This is a genomic window from Photorhabdus viridis (assembly GCF_040256935.1).
Taxonomy (GTDB): domain Bacteria; phylum Pseudomonadota; class Gammaproteobacteria; order Enterobacterales; family Enterobacteriaceae; genus Photorhabdus; species Photorhabdus viridis.
The window spans coordinates 40,419-58,844 of the sequence record NZ_JBEJZY010000015.1 but is presented as its reverse complement, the minus strand read 5'-3'; the positions used below and the strand labels follow the sequence as shown (position 1 = coordinate 58,844).

Here is an 18,426-nt window from a genome sequence, read left to right as displayed (position 1 = left end):
AAGCGCTGATAATTATTTATCAGTGCTAATTATTTCTATTTTTTTTGAAAATGGGCATGTAAACAAATATTTATTTGTATGCATTTTGGATGATTGAAATGAAAATAATGACAAAAATAGCAAGGATCGGGGTTGTTTTTATTGGACTTCAAGGGCTTGCGTATGGTGAGGAAAAGCAAGAGGGGAAATCAGATAAGGTGCTGAAATTCAGTAGTCTTAAGGTTTCGGGTTCACAGGATAATGCTGAAGTACGGGCAATGGAAAAACCCGGCTCTTATAGTTCTAAAGGTGAAGATACTAAACTTCAGTCAGTAGATAGTATATTGCGCAGTATGCCAGGAACTTATACTCAAATAGATCCGGGGCAGGGAACGGTGAGTGTGAATATTCGCGGACTAAGTGGCTTTGGGCGAGTTAATATGATGGTTGATGGTGTTAGCCAGAGTTTTTATGGTACATCTCCGACCAGTCCAGCCCACGGTACTACTTATAGCCAATTTGGTGCAATAATTGATCCTAATTTTATCGTGGGAATCGATGTCAACCGTGGTCAATCTGATGGTTCAGATAGCGTTAATGCATTAGTGGGTAGCGCTAATTTCCGTACAATTGGCGTAGATGATGTGATATTCGCGGGGAATTCGTTGGGAATACGCACAAAAGTAAATTATGGTAATAATGGTATTGGTCATAATGGCATGATAGCGGTTGCAGGTAAAACCTCGGCGTTCAATTCTGAAGGTTCAATAGGCGCTATGCTGGCTGTCAGCGGACATTCAATTGATGCGCATTATAAGAATGGCGACGGAGTATTAAGCGATGAGTTTGCTACAAATGAATCATTTAAGCAAAAACCTAATTCGCAATTAATTAAAATAAATATTAAACCGAGCGACTTTCATGATATGGAGCTCAGTGGACGGAATTATCATAATAAATTTACCCGTCGTCATATTGATAGCCGGGATGTTTACCTAAAATACAATTACGCACCATTCAGCGAATGGATTGATATAAAATTACTGGCCAGCACCAGTGAGGGGACTCAACGCTACGAAGGTGATTCACTTTATAAGCTGCTGAATAGCAATGCTAAAAATAGATCAGATGCAATAGATATCAGTAATATCAGCCGTTTCGGCTATGGTGATACAGATTTTGAACTGACATTCGGCAGTAAGTTGATGAAAACCGAATATAGCAGGACAACGAATAGTGTCTATTCTGGCAAAGGTCAAGATGCAGAAGAAAGGAAAAAATATGAAAAAACGGATAGTGAGGTAAAAGAAAATAATGTTTTTGCACCAAGTGGTAAACAAGATATTGCCAGTATTTATGGTGGGCTGAAAATTAGTCGTGGAATTTATCGGGCAGACATTTCGTTTAATTATATGGACTACAGTGTCAAAGGTCATAAACCGGCTTGTGATCTGCGGATCCCTTGTTTCCCTCAGTGGGAAACTGAATTGGATTTGAAACAACGTGGATTTAATCCAGGTGTTTTACTATCAGCAGAAATTATTCCTGAATTTCAGCCATTCGTCAGTTATGCCCGTTCAATGAGAGCGCCAAATATTCAGGAAATTTTCTATAGTAATGAAGGTGGTGGATCCATGAACCCATTTTTGAAAGGAGAGACATCAGACACCTATCAAATTGGCTTTAACAGTTTCCGTCCAGACTTGATTGTAAAAGGAGATACCTTCCGCCTGAAGGCTTCCTGGTATCAATCTAAAATAAAAGATTATATTCTCAGTGAAATCTGGCTTATCTGTGGCAATAGGAAAACATGTAGAGCTGATAGTTCAGTAGATTACGATACAGTCGATCCTAACATCAAAATGTATATCTATCATAATAGTCTGACACCAGTAAAAATAAGCGGGTATGAAATTTCTGCTGATTATGATGCGGGTATATTTTATAGCAAATTGGCTTATAGCTGGCAAAAAACGCGCCAGCCAACTTCCGCCGCTACAGCGCATTTTGGTGCCGATCCCGTGTCACAATTGCCTGACAGTTTTATGATTCTGGATACCGGTGTCCGTTTATTTGATGAGAAAGTCCGTGTTGGTGCGATTGTTAAATATACGGGTGATTCTCATAGGCTGGACCCAGATCAATATAATGTTGATGACGACGGGCGGGTTATATTGCAAAAGGAACCTAAAATTCCAACAATAGTCGATCTTTATAGTGATTATCAGATAAATAAAAATGTGCTGTTGAAATTTTCAGTACAGAACTTGGCAAATAAAAATTATTCTGAAGCACTTAATCGCGCAAATTCGTCGCCATTAATGATTGAACAAACTTCGTCTATGCAAACAGCCAGAGGGCGTACTTATATTGCAGGCGCAGAAATCCGTTTTTAATATAGGAAAAATAAGTGGCAAGGAATGCCACTATTTCTGACTCGCTGGTCGTTTTTTACGTTCTTTCTTAATTTTAATCACTTCACTCTCAATCCAGCCATCTTGTAACCGGGTTTTCAGAGTATCACCAACGTGCACTTGTTTGGTTTGTTTCAGTAATTTTCCATCAGGGACTTCGCTGATGCTGTAACCACGGGCCAGTGTTGCCAGTGGGCTGACGGCTTCCATTCGTGAGCAGGAAACAGCAAATTTTTCTCTGGAACGGCTGATTTGTCGTTCGATCGCTTGTTTTAGCCGAAAATCTTGTTGCTGAATCTGTTGGCTATACTGGCGGATCTGCTGACTGGGTTTTGAATACCAGAGCCGTTGTTGCAATTTCTCATAAGCCAGATCGCTTTGTCGCAGATGTCGTTGCAAGCTGTCAGTGAGTCGCTGGCGTAAACTGACCAGTAAGTTTTGCTGACGAGCTAGCCGTAAATGAGGGTGCTGTTGTTGTAAACGATGAGATAACAGGCTAAAAATCTGTTGTTTTTGGGCAAAAAAGTAATCCATTGCCATTTCCAATCGCTGCTGTTGCGACTGGATTTGACGTAACAATTCGAGCTGATTACGGCTGACTAATTCAGCGGCTGCTGATGGTGTCGGGGCCCGCAAATCTGCCACGAAATCAGCAATGGTAACATCCGTTTCATGGCCGACTGCACTGACTATCGGAATATCACTGTGAAAAATCGCTCTGGCGACGCGTTCATCATTGAAACTCCATAAATCTTCCAACGAGCCACCACCGCGGCCGACGATCAATACATCACATTCTTGCCTTGCATTAGCTAATTCAATTGCCTGAATAATCTGTAGCGGCGCTTCGGTTCCTTGAACGGCTGTTGGATAAATGACGATTGGCAATGATGGATCACGGCGTTGCAAAATATTCAGCATATCATGCAGGGCGGCGCCACTGGCTGATGTAATCACCCCAAGCTGTTGAGCAGGAGAGGGAAGGGGTTTCTTATGACTCTGATCAAATAATCCTTCGTCATTGAGTTTCTGTTTCAATAATTCAAACTGTTGCTGTAACAGCCCATCACCGGCGGGTTGCATACTTTCAACAATAAGCTGATAGTCCCCCCTGGGTTCATAAAGCGTAATTGCCGCGCGAACTAAAACCTGCTGACCGTTTTGTGGTTTGAATGTCGCCCGTTGATTACTACTGCGAAACATTGCGGCCCGCACCTGAGCGCGTTCATCTTTCAGTGTGAAATACCAGTGGCCGGAGGAGGGTTGAGAAAAATTCGATATTTCAGCACTCACCCAAATTCTGCCCATTTCCATTTCGAGCAGTTGACGGACCGTCTGATTGAGGCGGCTGATAGAAAAAATTCCAGTATTAGAAGGTAGTGACATTTGAGCCAGATCAAATTCCAAAACAAGGGCTTAATTCACCGATACTAACGTTCGTTATAAAGTAAGCAAGAAATTTTTTCACAAAATGCTGGAGGCAACCGATTACGTTCTGTATAATGCCGCGGCAATATTTTATCCCTTAAATTGCCCGCAGCCTGGTGAGATATTGCTTATGTTACGAATTAAAAAAGAAGCTTTAACCTTTGATGATGTTTTGTTAATTCCTGCCCACTCTTCTGTTCTGCCTAACACTGCTGATCTGTCTACTCGACTGACTTCCACTATTCGTCTGAATGTTCCTATGCTGTCTGCGGCTATGGATACCGTGACTGAATCCGGCCTGGCTATCGCGCTGGCTCAGGAAGGCGGAATTGGTTTTATTCATAAAAATATGTCTATTGAGCGCCAGGCGGAAGAAGTTAGCCGGGTGAAAAAACATGAGAGCGGTGTTGTGACAAATCCCGTCACGGTGGCCCCTAAAACCACGCTGCGTGAAGTTCAGGCACTGACAGAGCGTAATGGTTTTGCTGGCTATCCTGTTGTGACCGAAGGAAATGAGTTGGTTGGTATTATTACGGGTCGTGACGTACGTTTCGTTACCGATCTGGATCAGCCGGTTACTGCGGTAATGACGCCTAAAGAGCGTCTGGTAACGGTAAAAGAAGGCGAAGCCCGTGATGTTGTGTTGCAGAAAATGCACGAAAAACGGGTTGAAAAAGCGCTGGTGGTTGATGAAGACTTTCATCTGCTTGGCATGATCACGGTTAAGGATTTTCAGAAAGCGGAACGTAAACCTAATGCCTGTAAGGATGGGCATGGACGTTTACGCGTTGGGGCCGCGGTTGGCGCAGGTGCTGGTAATGAAGAACGCGTTGATGCGTTGGTTGCCGCCGGTATTGATGTTCTGCTGATTGATTCATCACACGGTCATTCTGAAGGTGTATTGCAGCGTATTCGTGAAACCCGCGCTAAATATCCGAATCTACAGATTATTGGCGGTAACGTGGCGACGGGAGAAGGTGCAAAAGCGTTGGTAGAAGCTGGTGTCAATGCGGTTAAAGTCGGTATTGGTCCTGGTTCTATCTGTACTACCCGTATTGTGACAGGTGTCGGTGTGCCGCAAATTACCGCTATTTCTGATGCGGTTGAGGCGCTGGAAGGCACAGGGATCCCGATTATTGCGGATGGTGGTATTCGTTTCTCCGGTGATATCGCTAAAGCAATTGCCGCAGGGGCTTCCTGTGTCATGGTCGGTTCCATGTTGGCAGGAACGGAAGAATCCCCAGGAGAAATTGAACTGTTCCAAGGGCGTTCATTTAAATCTTATCGTGGAATGGGTTCTCTGGGCGCGATGTCTAAAGGTTCTTCCGATCGCTATTTCCAAACTGACAATGCCGCAGATAAACTGGTACCGGAAGGCATTGAAGGCCGAGTTGCCTATAAGGGATTGCTGAAAAATATTATCCATCAGCAAATGGGAGGCCTGCGTTCCTGTATGGGGCTGACTGGCTGCGCAACTATTGATGAATTGAGAACCAAAGCTGAATTTGTTCGTATTAGTGGTGCGGGTATTCAGGAAAGCCACGTTCACGATGTAACCATTACCAAAGAGTCTCCAAACTACCGGTTAGGTCTGTAATTCATATTTATTGTGGCTCCTGTAGGAGCCACCTAACTTCTTTATTTCTTATTTACTTGTTTTTTGGAATTCGCCGCACATGACAATAAATATCCATCAGCACCGTATTCTTATCCTTGATTTTGGTTCGCAATATACTCAGTTGATTGCTCGCCGTATCCGTGAAATCGGGGTTTACTGTGAACTTTGGGCATGGGATGTAACGGAAGAACAAATCCGTGAATTCAACCCAAGCGGTATTATTCTTTCCGGTGGACCGGAGAGTACTACAGAGCAGGAAAGTCCACGTGCGCCTGAATATGTTTTTAACGCCGATATTCCTGTACTGGGTGTCTGCTATGGCATGCAAACTATGTCGATGCAACGCGGTGGCAAGGTAGAAAGTTCTACTGAACGTGAATTTGGTTATGCTCAGGTTGAAATTAAAGCGGAAAGTGCATTGCTTCGTGGTATCCAGGATTCGTTGAATGAGCAGGGTAAACCGTTACTGGATGTATGGATGAGTCATGGTGATAAAGTCACTGCAATCCCTGAGGATTTTATCACCATTGCCAGCACTGATACCTGCCCGTTTGCCATTATAGCGAATGAAGAAAAACGTTTTTATGGTGTACAGTTCCATCCGGAGGTCACCCATACCCATCAAGGGCAACGCATACTGGAACGTTTTGTATTGGATATTTGCCAATGTGCAGCTTTGTGGACTCCTGCTTCGATTATTGAAGATGCGGTTGTAAGTCTGCGTGAACAGATTGGTGACGATCACGTTATTTTGGGGTTGTCCGGTGGTGTTGATTCCTCTGTCACTGCGTTATTACTGCATCGCGCAATTGGCAAACGCCTGACCTGTGTATTTGTCGATAACGGTTTACTGCGTTTGAATGAAGCCGATCAGGTAATGGAAATGTTTGCTGGTAAATTTGGGCTGAATATCGTCCATGTTCCCGCAGAAGATCGCTTCCTTACTGCATTGTCTGGCATCAATGATCCGGAAGAAAAACGCAAAACCATTGGCCGTGTGTTTATTGAAGTGTTTGATCAAGAGGCAAGTAAACAGACTCAGGTTAAATGGTTGGCGCAAGGCACTATTTACCCGGATGTTATTGAATCAGCTGCCTCTGCGACAGGTAAAGCACACGTCATCAAATCTCACCATAACGTAGGTGGTTTGCCGGAAGAGATGAAACTGGGTCTGGTGGAACCGCTGAAAGAGTTGTTCAAAGATGAAGTTCGCAAGATTGGCCTGGAGCTGGGATTACCTTATGACATGCTGAATCGCCATCCATTCCCAGGTCCTGGACTGGGTGTTCGTGTCTTGGGTGAAGTGAAGAAAGAGTACTGTGACCTGCTGCGTCGTGCGGATGCTATCTTTATTGAAGAACTGCACAAAGCTGATTTGTACAATAAAGTAAGCCAGGCATTTACTGTATTCCTGCCTGTTCGTTCTGTGGGTGTTATGGGGGATGGACGTAAATATGACTGGGTTGTCTCTTTACGTGCAGTAGAAACAGTCGATTTCATGACCGCACATTGGGCGCATTTGCCTTATGATTTCCTTGGCCGAGTTTCTAACCGGATCATCAATGAAGTCAATGGAATCTCAAGAGTTGTGTATGACGTCAGCGGTAAACCGCCTGCGACGATTGAGTGGGAATAAGCCCACAGCGTTTATAGACATCCGCTGAAGCCTAAAAACACCAATAAAACCAAAGAGTTTTTTGGTGTTTTTATTGATGATATTTACCGAGCTTGAATTGTATCCATCCGCTGGATATAACTTAGATTGGATTGAATGAGCGTTGAGGGGTGCGCCCGCGTTCAGCATATATCTGATAGGATTTAGCTTTCTTTTCACGATGCGCGCTATGAAATAAAGCAATAATTCCAATTACATCTGATGATATTATGATCTACCGGGCTATTGTCATATTATAGCTTCAGGTGATGTTCAGATGTTTAATCATTAATTAATTTTCCATTTGTTACTCTTTTACTAATGGAACAGTGAAGTTAATGATAAAAATTTTATTGCAAGAGTATTATATTGATATTTATACATTAAAATTCCAATAGACATTAAGATAGTCGAAAGAGGCTCTTTATTATGGTGATATGCTTTAATAATTAAACAATATATAATCACCAGCAATGTATTTGTGTCTGTTTTATTTTCACCTATAAATATTAGGCAGAGTAAAGACCTATGACGATATAAAGATTAGCTTTTTTACTCTAGCCTATATTGATTTATCTTATATAAGATGGTGGATTTCTATTTAAAACATAAATAATTAAAATCGTTGTTACAGTACCGCTTCCGATAATGCCTGCTAACCAATTATGCCCATTCAATCCTAAGATTAAAGCGACAAATAGAGAGGCAAAAGTCAGTAATAACCCACAATTTTGTCCTCTTATTCTTTTTCTTATTGTCTGCTCTAAGGCAATTTTTTCCATTTCATGCCTATGCTTCTGTTGTTGTTCGATTAAGATTAAGAATCTATCCGTTGCCCCCTTTGTATATCGTTCATAAATAGTTAATATTTCCGAATCAGGAAGCTGGTAATATAATGGGTTGATATCACTTGGATAGATTTGTTTATCTATTTTTGGGTGTTTTTTGTTTATTCTCTTGGTCATATATCGTCTCTTTCCCTGTAGATAATATAATTTCATCATTGAACTGCTTCAATACAACAGCAAAATCCGCACGGACTTTATCCAGATCATCAGATAAAGTTTCAACATCACTCTTTGATGGAATAAGATCAAGGTAGTTTGTATTCGGCATAATGTCGAATCTTGGTGAAATAGATCTTAATTTATTAAAATATTGTATGAAAATGTTCATTCTATTACCTGTATTATTAGCTGTTTATGTTAGTTAAATCACTTATTAATAACTTGTGTTTTCTCGATTTTTGATTGGAAAATAATACCTGATAAATATATTTATTCCACAAAAATATTGCGAGCGGGCTCAAAAATAGTTATGAAAATAGTGGAGTGTAATTTCATTTAAAATAATGATTAATCGCTTATATAGAATTATTAAGTAGTATGATTTACGATGAAAAGTATCAGAATATGCTATAGTATCCGCTGATTTTTACTTATTTTTTGGGAATTATATGTCTTATCAATGCCCCTTATGCCATCAACCTTTATTGCTAACCCGGCAGCAATGGCGCTGTGAAAATAATCATCAGTTTGATTGTGCTAAAGAAGGGTATGTCAATCTGATGCCCGTTCAGTATAAAAGGTCCAAAGAGCCAGGAGACAGCCCGGAGATGATGCAGTCAAGAAGGGCATTTTTGGATTCAGGACATTATCAATCATTACAACAACGGGTTTTAGAACTGCTGGAAAAGTATCTGCCAGAAAATGCAGATAGTTTGCTGGATATAGGATGCGGTGAAGGTTATTACACCGCCGCGGTTGAAGAGCGGTTAAGCAAGGGGCGTAATCTTAACATTTATGGGTTAGATGTTGCTAAGATCGCTGTACGTTATGGCGCTAAACGCTATCCTTCTGTCAGTTTCTGTGTTGCGTCAAGCCATCGTTTGCCATTTGCCGATAAGTCTCTTGCTGGGGTGTTGCGAATTTATGCGCCTTGCAAAGCAGAAGAGTTGGCAAGGGTGATTAAGTCACAAGGAATTGTTCTGACAGTCACTCCTGGCCCTCGACATCTTTATCAGCTCAAGGAGTTGATTTATCAAAATATTCATCTTCATCCATTGAAAACAGAACAATTGGCAGGATTTGAATTGATAACAGATGAGTCATTATCTTATTCAATGAAATTAGATGGAATACAAGCGTGTCATTTATTACAGATGACGCCATTTGCCTGGCGGGCAACTGAAACGGTGAAAAAAGAACTGGCAAATAAGGCGCTGTTTGAATGCGAAACTGATTTTATATTGCGGGTTTATCAACGCCTTAGATAATCAGGATTTCAGCCCAAAATACAGTTCTTGAGAGATTAATATTTTGGGCTGAAGATATTATTTCGCGTACATAAACAATTCGAGATGTTCAAATAAGATATTGAAACCAATCGCAATTAGAATAAACCCACCAATAAATTCAGCGCGTTTGCCCAGCAGCGGGCCAATATAGCGGCCAATTAACATCCCCAATGTTGCCATAATCATTGTCATCATACCGATAGCTATCGCAGTATGCACGATATTGACCTGAAGAAAAGCGAGTCCGATACCGATTGCCATTGCATCCAGGCTGGTAGCAATGGCTGTTGCTATTAGTACCATTAAGTTGTGGCGACAGGGTGATTCGCACTTTTTTTCCTGATTCGCTTTAAAACTCTCTGTAATCATTCGACAGCCTAGAATAAATAACAGAGTAAAAGCAATCCAGTGATCCCATTCCATAATATATTGACTGGCATAAAGCCCCATAGACCAACCAATTAGTGGGGTACAGGCTTCTATCAGGCCAAATATCAAACCAGTACGGATTGCTTCACGAAAATGTGGTTTATGTAGTGTGGCCCCTTTACAAATTGCAGCAGCAAAGGCATCCATTGAGAGTGCTAAAGCTAAGATAAGGGTTGCGTACATATTCATTAAAATAACCTCGGTTGGGCGTTTCCATATACATATAATCCATCCCCAACCAATGATGGTGTTATATGCTATGGTCTTGCCAACCGAAATAAGGTTGCCCGCACCACGTTTTATTTTTAAACGAGCGTGTTGATACGAGCTTTTCAGAAAAATTAACTAAATCGTTTTCCTGAAACAGGCTACTCCCCATGACTTTTTAAAAGATAGCACAATAATTCAAAAAGGGAAAATAATATTGTTTTTAGGATTGAGGTATAATGTCGATAATAATTATCATTATCTATTATGTGATGGAAATAAAAGTCAGCACCCAGGCTGACTGTTTATTATTGTTTAATTTATTATTTGTTCTTATCTATCTGTTTTCGATAAGAAATTTATAAATTCTTTCTAAATCATCAAGTTGGCTTACTGATAGATATAACTTCTTATTTTCCAAGCCAATAACCAAGATGCCATCTTCAGATAAATTTATGGTTTTTATTCGATCATAGGAAATAAATGTGTTTGCATAGAAGAAACCGTTATTTTTAAATAACAATTTAGGTGAGCGTATATAGGCAATATAAATAGTCACCAGGATAGTAAATAACAATAAATATGTGGTTAAACGGCTGCCATAAGCAGTGATGTTATTATAAACAACAATAAGTATCAGGATAATAAAGATGAGAGCATCAATTTTGTGCTTTCTTTTTAGCTTTATTTGTAAGTAAGTTTTCCCTTTCAGCAGATTAACCACAAATTCATCATAGACAGCGAAAGCCAGCATTAATACGATTAAACCAACTAATACCATATCATTAAGGCTCATTCTTTAATCCCTGTGTTGCTGTAGAAAAGAAAATTCGGGGGAGGAGTTCCCCCTTCCCCGAATAGATTAACTATAGACCGAGGAAACCAAATCTGGCGCCAATAATCCCCAGAATAAAGAAGCCAATAATAATCCACAGAGCATTGACTTTATTCCGTAATAGCCACATACAGGAAAATGTCAGTAACAGTGGGACCAGGCCCGGCATCAACTGATCGAGGATATTCTGAACTGTGGTTATTGTATTTTCACCTGTTTGCTGGTTAGGAATTTCTGATACAACCAGCGGGATATTGACTTTCGTCCATTTATTAACTAATGCCCCCATGACAAACAGGCCAAGAATTGACGCCCCTTCCGTCATTTTTTGCAGGAAACCGCCACCCATATCCTGAACGATATCAATCCCTTTCTTATAACCATAAGAGATACCTGAATAGAGAACCAACAGGCGTACTAGGTTAAATAAGAAGAAGAACAGCACAGGCCCAAGCCAACTGCCACTCATGGCGAGACCCGCACCCAGAGCGGCAAACACCGGCCGAACTGTGCCCCAGAATATCGGGTCGCCAACACCAGCCAGCGGCCCCATCAAACCCACTTTGATGCCGTTGATGGCGCCATCATCAATCGGAGCGCCGTTAGCGCGCTGTTCTTCCATTGCCATTGTGACGCCCAGTACAGGCGCGACGACGTAAGGATGAGTGTTAAAGAATTCCAGGTGGCGTTTAATTGCTTGTTTCCGCTCATCGGTATTTTCCGGATACAGGCGACGAAGAGCCGGAACCATAGAGAAACAGAAACCCAGAGCCTGCATACGTTCAAAGTTCCATGAACCTTGGAATACATTAGAACGGAGAAATACACCGCGGATGTCACTTGGTGTTAGTTTCTTCTGGTCTGCTGTCTGAGCAGTAGTTTTTGTTGTATCTAACATGTTGCTCATCCTCTTAATCTAATTCGTTATCAAGGTGGTTATTGGCTTGTCCAGGGGCAGAAACCACCTGAGATTTGTTATATTTGGGGCTTAACTGGATGTACAGTACGGCCATAACAATACCAATAATACCTAATGCAACTAGGTTGAAGTTAGTGAATGCCGCTGTGACGAAACCCAGGTAGAAGAATGGCATCAGGTAGCCGGCACGCATCATATTGATGACCATCGCGTAACCAACCACCACGATCATTCCCCCTGCGATGTTCAGGCCATCTGTTACTACTTTAGGGATAGACGCGAGTAATTGCTGGACTTCATTGGTGCCAACAGATAATGCGACAATCAGGGCAGGGATGGCGATACGCATAGCCTGGAGCAGTAATGCGGATAAGTGGATAAAGCTGATAGCCCGAAGGTTACCACGTTCTGCTGCGTTGTCAGCGGCATGTTGGAAGGCAACAGTGATAGTACGTACAATGATGGTCAGCACTTGTCCTGCGGCTGCCAGAGGAATAGCCAGGGCGATACCTTCACCGATATCACGGCCGCCAGCAATGACCAGGATAGTTGAGATGATTGATGCTAAAGCCGCATCCGGGGCAATTGCAGCGCCGATATTCATCCAGCCAAGCGCGATCATTTCCAGTGTACCGCCGATAATGACGCCGGTTGTCATATCACCAAGGATGATCCCAATTAAAGTACAGGCCACGAGTGGGCGATGGAATTGAAATTCATCAAGAATGGAATCCATTCCGACTATACAAGCTACGATGAATATCAATGCAATTTGAACAACGGTAATTTCCATTGTTTGTCTCCTATAACCAAATTAAATTCGGTAAGAAATTTTTGTCATTGAGTAATAGTTAAATTGCTCTGGTTTGTTTTTCGTTTTTAACCTTCTGGAGCAGATCCATCATTTGCAGACGGCTGTCACTGGCAACTTTACGGGCTTCGAGCTCAATGCCTCGTTCATCCAGTTTTTTGAAGGCCGCAATATCGGTTTCATCAACGGATATTGCGTTGTTAATCTGAGTTTTTCCCTGACGGAATGCCATTCCACCGATGTTTATAGATGTGATATCAACACCATCTTCGACTAGACGTAAAACATCTGTTGGATTTGTAAATAGCAACATAACACGCTCATTAGCGTATTTGGGGTTGTTATAAACGCGAACACATTTGGCAACGTCAACAACGTGAGCACTGAGCCCCGGCGGAGCAACCTGTTTTAGCAAGGTGGCGCGGACGGTATCAGCAGCAACTTCATCACTGACGACAATGATCCGTTTCACATTGGTCTCTTTTGTCCAACGAGTTGCAACCTGACCATGAATAAGGCGGTCATCAATCCGGGCTAGGGCTATTTTCATATGACCACCCGCTGATGGGGTAAATGAAGGCGCAGCCGCAGGCGTTACCGGTTTAGCAGGTTCGGCTTTTTGGGGCTCTTCCGTTTTCAGGGCCCGAATGCCTTCTTTTCCTGTTTCCAGAGCAACAGAAACCAGTTCTGTCAGAGATGGGTCGTCATCCCGGCACATAAAGGTTTCAACTAGCATCGGAACGTTAACTCCGGTGATGATCTCATAATTCTCTTTATCTACAGCGATACGGTTAGCTGCGTTGAATGGACTTCCTCCCCATGTATCAACAAGGAACAGTACACCTTGTTCTGTGTTAAGCGCTGAAAGTTTACTGTTGTATTTTTCAAATAAAGTATCGGCATTTTCACCAGGAACGAAGTCAATATAAGAAACATTTTCTTGTTCCCCAATTAACATCTCTGCGGTACGAAGCAGTTGCTCAGCCGCAGCTCCATGTGTGCCAATCATAATGGCTATACTCACCTGTTTTCCCCTCTGTTAACAATATAAACGCAGGACTATTACAAAGTTACTCCAATAATTTTGATGAATCATTCCTCCAATAAAAAGCATGTTTGTACGAATAATGACCTTTTATCAATGTGATACCTGAATATTTGACTTGATTTAGACTTTATCTCTTATTGACTGAAAAAATAGGCTGCTAGATTAACATTAGAAATACCTGAGGAAAATTGCTGTCAGTCAGAAAAAATGAAATAGATGAAAATGTTAACCATAAAACAATTTAATAATCTGAATATTGTGAAATTAATTTTTAATTATCTTAATATATTCATATTTTTGGTTATTTATTCTGTTTCCGGTAACATCTCATTAATTAAAAATTAAAAATATATTCATCTTTTTCGATCGAAAAGTGATCATTGAAGGGTTTTGCTAAAAATATCCCTACCTTAAAGTAGGGATATTTAGATGGAGGAAGGATTTACTGATCAAAAAACAGATTATTTATTTGATTAATCACACTGAACTTTAATCGCCAGACCACCACGGGATGTTTCACGATATTTAGCGTTCATGTCTTTGCCTGTTTCGTACATGGTTTCAATGACTTTATCGAGAGAAACCCGCGGTTCACTTGTACGGCGCAAAGCCATACGGGAAGAGTTGATGGCTTTTACTGAAGCAATGGCATTTCGTTCAATACAGGGCACCTGTACCTGGCCTGCAACCGGGTCACAAGTAAGGCCGAGATTATGTTCCATGCCGATTTCAGCGGCAATACAGACTTGTTCAGCACTGCCGCCCAACAGTTCAGCAAGGCCGGCCGCCGCCATTGAACAGGCAACACCCACTTCCCCCTGGCAACCAACTTCAGCTCCAGATATAGAGGCATTCATTTTATACAAAATGCCGATAGCGCCGGATGCCAGGAAATAGCGGATATACAGCTCTGGTGTTACAGGCTCAATGCAATGGTTGTAATAAGCGAGTACGGCAGGAACAATGCCGCAAGCGCCATTGGTTGGCGCGGTAACAACACGTCCACCCGCAGCATTTTCTTCATTGACTGCCAAGGCGAACATGTTCACCAGATCCACGACATTCATTGGGTCATTAGACAGGTTGTTTGATGAGGTCAGCATACGATGCAATGCCGCTGCACGGCGTGGTACACGCAATGGGCCAGGCAAAACGCCTTCTGTGTTCAGACCACGTTCAATACAAGCCTGCATGGTACCCCAGACATCAGCAAAATAAGCGTTAATTTCTTCTTTACTGTGGAGATCCAGTTCGTTTTTCATCATTAAACCGGAGATAGATAGCCCGGTTTTATTACAATTCATCAGTAATTCTTTTGCTGAATTGAATGGATATGGAACAGGTTTGATATCCTGAGAGGGTTTACCAAAATGCTCTTCATCAACAATAAAACCACCACCAATTGAGTAGTAGGTTTTGCTATAAACTTTTTTGTCTCCCGCGAATGCATGAATTTGCATACCGTTTTCATGTAATGACAGGTTATCACTACGGAAAACCATGCCGCTATCATGAGGGAAATCGACTTCATGTAAGCCATTGGCCAGCTTAATACGCTGAGTTTGCTCTACATCACGAATAAAACCGGGGATTGAATCAATATCAACGGTAGCTGGCAAATTACCTGCCAGACCCATGATAATGGCTATATCCGTATGATGACCTTTGCCGGTTAATGAGAGTGAGCCGTAAACATCGACGGCTACACGCGTGATAGAAGGCATTAAGCCCTGGTTTACCAGATCGTCGACAAACTGTTTGCCGGCTTTCATCGGGCCAACCGTATGAGAACTAGATGGGCCAATACCGACCTTAAACATGTCGAAAACGCTAATCACGCCAGACTCCTTAAAAAAGATAGAGATATAGTTATATATATTGGGGTACGCTACTTTACTGTGATTTAGTAGTGTTGATAAGTGAGTTTACAGTTTTTTTTGAATTATGATAGCAACTGTGACAAAAATGGATGAAAAAAACACAGGTTGATTATTTCTCATGATTTGGATCAAACCTGAACCTGTTGAGCTAATTGATAAATGATAGCGGCGGTCAGGCCCCAGATGAGTCTCCCCTGATACCAGTGAAAATAGATGCGATGTTGCTGACCACGGCGGTTAACATCAAGATAATGATAACTTGAAAGAGAAAGCGCTTCAGATAAAGGGATTTCGAATATACTGGAAACTTCTGTCGGGTTGCTGTGGAAAGACAGCCCTGGCGGTAATAACCCGACAATGGGTGTCACAAGATAACCGCTAATGCTGTCTAAGGGCATGAGTTGCCCCAAAACTTTAACTTTCTGATGGGGGATGTTGACTTCTTCTTCTGCTTCCCGCAGTGCTGTAGCGATGATTGATTTATCTTCGGGATCAGCAACCCCACCAGGAAAGGCTACTTGACCGGCGTGTGATCGTAATGTGGTGGCGCGTTGGGTCAGTAATAGCGTTGGTTTCGGCTTGCAGATGATCGGCAATAGCACCGCGGCATGGCGGGTGTTATTTGCAAGCCGGTTAGGGAGTGATGGAGTCTGTAACTGAAATCTGTTAATGAAATCAGATAGTGGCATCATATCGATTTTATTTTTCCCAGTTGCGGTAAAATATGATTCAATTTATCAAATGATTCCTGATACTCGTTTTCAGCAATACTGTCGGCAACAATTCCGCCACCTGCCCAGCAATATATTTTTTCTTTCTCGGTCAAGAGGGTTCGAATGGTGATATTACTGTCCATCGTGCCGCAAAAGCTAATATAACCAATTGAACCACAATATCCATGTCGGCGATGAGGTTCAAGTTCTTCTATTATTTCCATTGCTCTGATTTTAGGGGCTCCGGTAATAGAACCGCCTGGAAAGCAGGCGCGCAGTAAGTCTGTGGCATGCTGTTCATTTGGTAGTACTGCGGTAATTGTGCTGACCAGATGGTGAACGGCAGGGAATTGTTCAACGACAAATAATTCAGGAACTTTAACTGATCCCGGTGTGGCTACCCGGCCAATATCATTTCGTAATAAATCGACGATCATCAGGTTTTCGGCCCGGTCTTTTTTTGATACTGTCAATTTTTCAGCTTGTAATGCATCCTTTTCTGCGTCATTTAAGCGCGGTAATGTTCCTTTAATTGGACGAGTCTGGATTTGCTTATTTTCCAGGAGCAGGAAACGTTCAGGGGAGACACTGATGACACTATTTTCTGGTAACCGAATAAAGGCAGAAAAAGGTGCGCAATTGCTCTTATTCAGTTTTATGAATGCTTGCCATTCATCTCCCCGGTAATCAGCGCAAAATCGCTGTGCCAGATTGACTTGATAACAATCGCCGTCTAATAGATAGTCATGAATACAGCTAATCTTTTCATTGTATTGCTCTGCACTCATATTTGATTGCCACTCGCTAGTCAGTGTAAAAGCTGTTTTTGGCGAAGCCTGGCGGGATGTAAGCCAGTTCAGGCGTGCATCAACATCACTGTAGCTGAATAGAGTCACCTGTTTTTTATGATGATCAACAATCAGCGCCCAGTCATAAATACCTATTGCCATATCTGGAAATGACAACTCATTTTTGGCTTGTGCCGGTAATTTTTCAATACAACGCCCAAGATCATATCCCCATAGACCCAGTGCCCCCCCCTGAAATGGCAAATCAGGATCAAAATTTGCGGTGATATTTAATTTCTCCAGCTGTTTTTTTAACAGATAAAAGGGATCTTCTTCAGTAATATAAGTATCACCACGTTCATTTATTGCAGTTGATTTCTCATGACTGAGAAGGGTTATCAATGGTTCTGCAACCAGAATATCAAACCGGTTATAGGGATGGTTTGCAGAACCCGAATGGAGCAACATTGCCCAAGGCTGGCTTGAAATCGGCGCGAAATAGTTGATAGCAGCGTCTGATTGATAAGGTAATTGTCGTTTTTGCAGTAAAGTACTCATTATGGTGTTGGTTTTAGCAGTTGTAACGCGAGAGTTGGCATTGATTTTCATCTCCAGAGATTAACATAGAAATCCACTCCTTACCTGAGATAAAAATCGCTATACTCTTCGGCGTCGATCAGTTTATTCAGAGGTTATTATCATGTTTTCAAATATGCCAATCTTATCTCACCAGGAACAGCAACTGGCAGTGGAGAAAATTCAGCAATTAATGGCTGAGGGAATGAGCAGTGGGGAAGCCATTGGGTTGGTTGCTCAAGAACTTCGTGAGCAGCATCGCACAAAAGAGCAGGTTAATGTAATGTTTGATGATGAGAAATGAGCATAATTAAATTATTTATTTAACAATAATCACACATTTATTTTACTTGGCATGTTAGGTTAGCTCCATATTTAATCTCTTAGTTTGAGATATTAACAGGAGGTAGTATGAAAGCATGTCATATCATTAATAGCGTTGGCCTATCAGGCGCCGCACTTTTGCTCACTGTCTCATTCGCAGCATCTGCTGTGTCAGAGGGCAAACGTGTTGATAAATTTGTCTCTTGCGATAATTTAACCAAGTCGCAAATTGTCGCTCAGGTAAAACGTGATTTTCTGCAAAATCGTATCAACCGTTGGTCAGAAGATAAAAAGCAGTTGGGGACATCTACACCTGTGGCGTGGGTAAATGAAGAAAATATTACTGGTGATAAAGATATATTAAAAGTTCCCCTTACTGTTCGTGGTTCTAAGCGTGACAAAGATTATCGTGTTGTTGTTGATTGTCAGCAAAATACGATTAGCTATGGTGAATTGAAATAACATTTTCTGATAGTTATCTCTACCCGTCATTAGATGGACACCAGA

The 18,426-nt window shown here is 41.8% G+C and carries 17 protein-coding genes; 6 read left to right on the top strand and 11 right to left on the bottom strand.

The features are described 5' to 3' along the window. Positions 1–98: 98 nt before the first annotated feature. Positions 99–2,375, top strand: coding sequence for a TonB-dependent receptor domain-containing protein (locus ABR397_RS08295; protein ID WP_350305318.1), 2,277 nt, complete (start codon positions 99–101; stop codon positions 2,373–2,375). 30 nt (positions 2,376–2,405) lie between these two features. Here ABR397_RS08295 and xseA read toward each other — a convergent pair whose 3' ends face one another. Continuing rightward, the gene (gene xseA, locus ABR397_RS08290) at positions 2,406–3,779 is read right to left on the bottom strand and encodes an exodeoxyribonuclease VII large subunit (protein ID WP_350305317.1); all 1,374 of its coding nucleotides are present in this window, start codon (positions 3,777–3,779) and stop codon (positions 2,406–2,408) included. Positions 3,780–3,951: 172 nt separating this feature from the next. On the opposite strand from xseA, the gene guaB reads away from it, so the two are divergent. Both guaB and guaA read left to right on the top strand, forming a co-directional pair. After that, positions 3,952–5,418 carry an IMP dehydrogenase gene (guaB, locus tag ABR397_RS08285; RefSeq protein WP_350305316.1) on the top strand — a complete coding sequence of 489 codons (1,467 nt, stop codon included), beginning with the start codon at positions 3,952–3,954 and terminating at the stop codon, positions 5,416–5,418. A 79-nt stretch (positions 5,419–5,497) separates the two neighbouring features. Further along, positions 5,498–7,075 carry a glutamine-hydrolyzing GMP synthase gene (guaA, locus tag ABR397_RS08280; protein ID WP_350305315.1) on the top strand — a complete coding sequence of 526 codons (1,578 nt, stop codon included), beginning with the start codon at positions 5,498–5,500 and terminating at the stop codon, positions 7,073–7,075. A 590-nt stretch (positions 7,076–7,665) separates the two neighbouring features. Here the strand turns inward: guaA and ABR397_RS08275 are convergent. Together ABR397_RS08275 and ABR397_RS08270 are read right to left on the bottom strand one after the other, a co-directional pair. Further along, a complete protein-coding gene (locus ABR397_RS08275) occupies positions 7,666–8,058 on the bottom strand; it encodes a DUF2335 domain-containing protein (protein WP_350305314.1) in 393 nt (130 codons plus the stop codon). Continuing rightward, positions 8,018–8,209: a hypothetical protein gene (locus ABR397_RS08270; RefSeq protein WP_350305313.1), complete on the bottom strand. Its 192-nt coding sequence runs from the start codon at positions 8,207–8,209 to the stop codon at positions 8,018–8,020. The genes ABR397_RS08275 and ABR397_RS08270 overlap by 41 nt, the downstream gene beginning before the upstream one ends. A gap of 340 nt (positions 8,210–8,549) precedes the next feature. Between ABR397_RS08270 and rlmA the strand changes: the two genes are divergently transcribed. Then, positions 8,550–9,368 (top strand): 23S rRNA (guanine(745)-N(1))-methyltransferase, encoded by an 819-nt coding sequence (gene rlmA / locus ABR397_RS08265; protein ID WP_350305312.1) that lies wholly within the window; start codon positions 8,550–8,552, stop codon positions 9,366–9,368. A gap of 57 nt (positions 9,369–9,425) precedes the next feature. Here rlmA and mntP read toward each other — a convergent pair whose 3' ends face one another. The 8 genes from mntP to pabB all read right to left on the bottom strand — a co-directional run bounded on the left by mntP (position 9,426) and on the right by pabB (position 17,577). Beyond that, positions 9,426–10,007: a manganese efflux pump MntP gene (gene mntP, locus ABR397_RS08260; protein ID WP_350305311.1), complete on the bottom strand. Its 582-nt coding sequence runs from the start codon at positions 10,005–10,007 to the stop codon at positions 9,426–9,428. A 355-nt stretch (positions 10,008–10,362) separates the two neighbouring features. Next, positions 10,363–10,821 (bottom strand): DUF986 family protein, encoded by a 459-nt coding sequence (locus ABR397_RS08255; RefSeq protein WP_350305310.1) that lies wholly within the window; start codon positions 10,819–10,821, stop codon positions 10,363–10,365. A gap of 70 nt (positions 10,822–10,891) precedes the next feature. Then, positions 10,892–11,758 carry a PTS mannose transporter subunit IID gene (locus ABR397_RS08250; protein ID WP_350305309.1) on the bottom strand — a complete coding sequence of 289 codons (867 nt, stop codon included), beginning with the start codon at positions 11,756–11,758 and terminating at the stop codon, positions 10,892–10,894. Positions 11,759–11,771: 13 nt separating this feature from the next. Continuing rightward, a complete protein-coding gene (locus tag ABR397_RS08245) occupies positions 11,772–12,572 on the bottom strand; it encodes a PTS mannose/fructose/sorbose transporter subunit IIC (RefSeq protein ID WP_350305308.1) in 801 nt (266 codons plus the stop codon). A 58-nt stretch (positions 12,573–12,630) separates the two neighbouring features. Then, a complete protein-coding gene (gene manX / locus ABR397_RS08240; RefSeq protein WP_350305307.1) occupies positions 12,631–13,614 on the bottom strand; it encodes a PTS mannose transporter subunit IIAB in 984 nt (327 codons plus the stop codon). A 497-nt stretch (positions 13,615–14,111) separates the two neighbouring features. Then, on the bottom strand, positions 14,112–15,476 hold the full coding sequence (locus tag ABR397_RS08235) for an L-serine ammonia-lyase (RefSeq protein WP_350305306.1): 1,365 nt from the start codon (positions 15,474–15,476) through the stop codon (positions 14,112–14,114). 170 nt (positions 15,477–15,646) lie between these two features. Then, complete coding sequence (locus ABR397_RS08230) at positions 15,647–16,210, bottom strand: CoA pyrophosphatase (protein WP_350305305.1); 564 nt, start codon at positions 16,208–16,210, stop codon at positions 15,647–15,649. Further along, complete coding sequence (pabB, locus tag ABR397_RS08225) at positions 16,207–17,577, bottom strand: aminodeoxychorismate synthase component 1 (protein WP_350305304.1); 1,371 nt, start codon at positions 17,575–17,577, stop codon at positions 16,207–16,209. The genes ABR397_RS08230 and pabB overlap by 4 nt, the downstream gene beginning before the upstream one ends. A gap of 142 nt (positions 17,578–17,719) precedes the next feature. Here pabB and ABR397_RS08220 point away from each other — a divergent pair, with 142 nt between their 5' ends. Further along, positions 17,720–17,899 (top strand): YoaH family protein, encoded by a 180-nt coding sequence (locus ABR397_RS08220; protein WP_350305303.1) that lies wholly within the window; start codon positions 17,720–17,722, stop codon positions 17,897–17,899. Between the two features lie 107 nt (positions 17,900–18,006). Then, positions 18,007–18,381, top strand: a complete 375-nt coding sequence (gene yebF / locus ABR397_RS08215) for a protein YebF (protein WP_350305302.1) — start codon at positions 18,007–18,009, stop codon at positions 18,379–18,381. Positions 18,382–18,426: the final 45 nt, after the last annotated feature.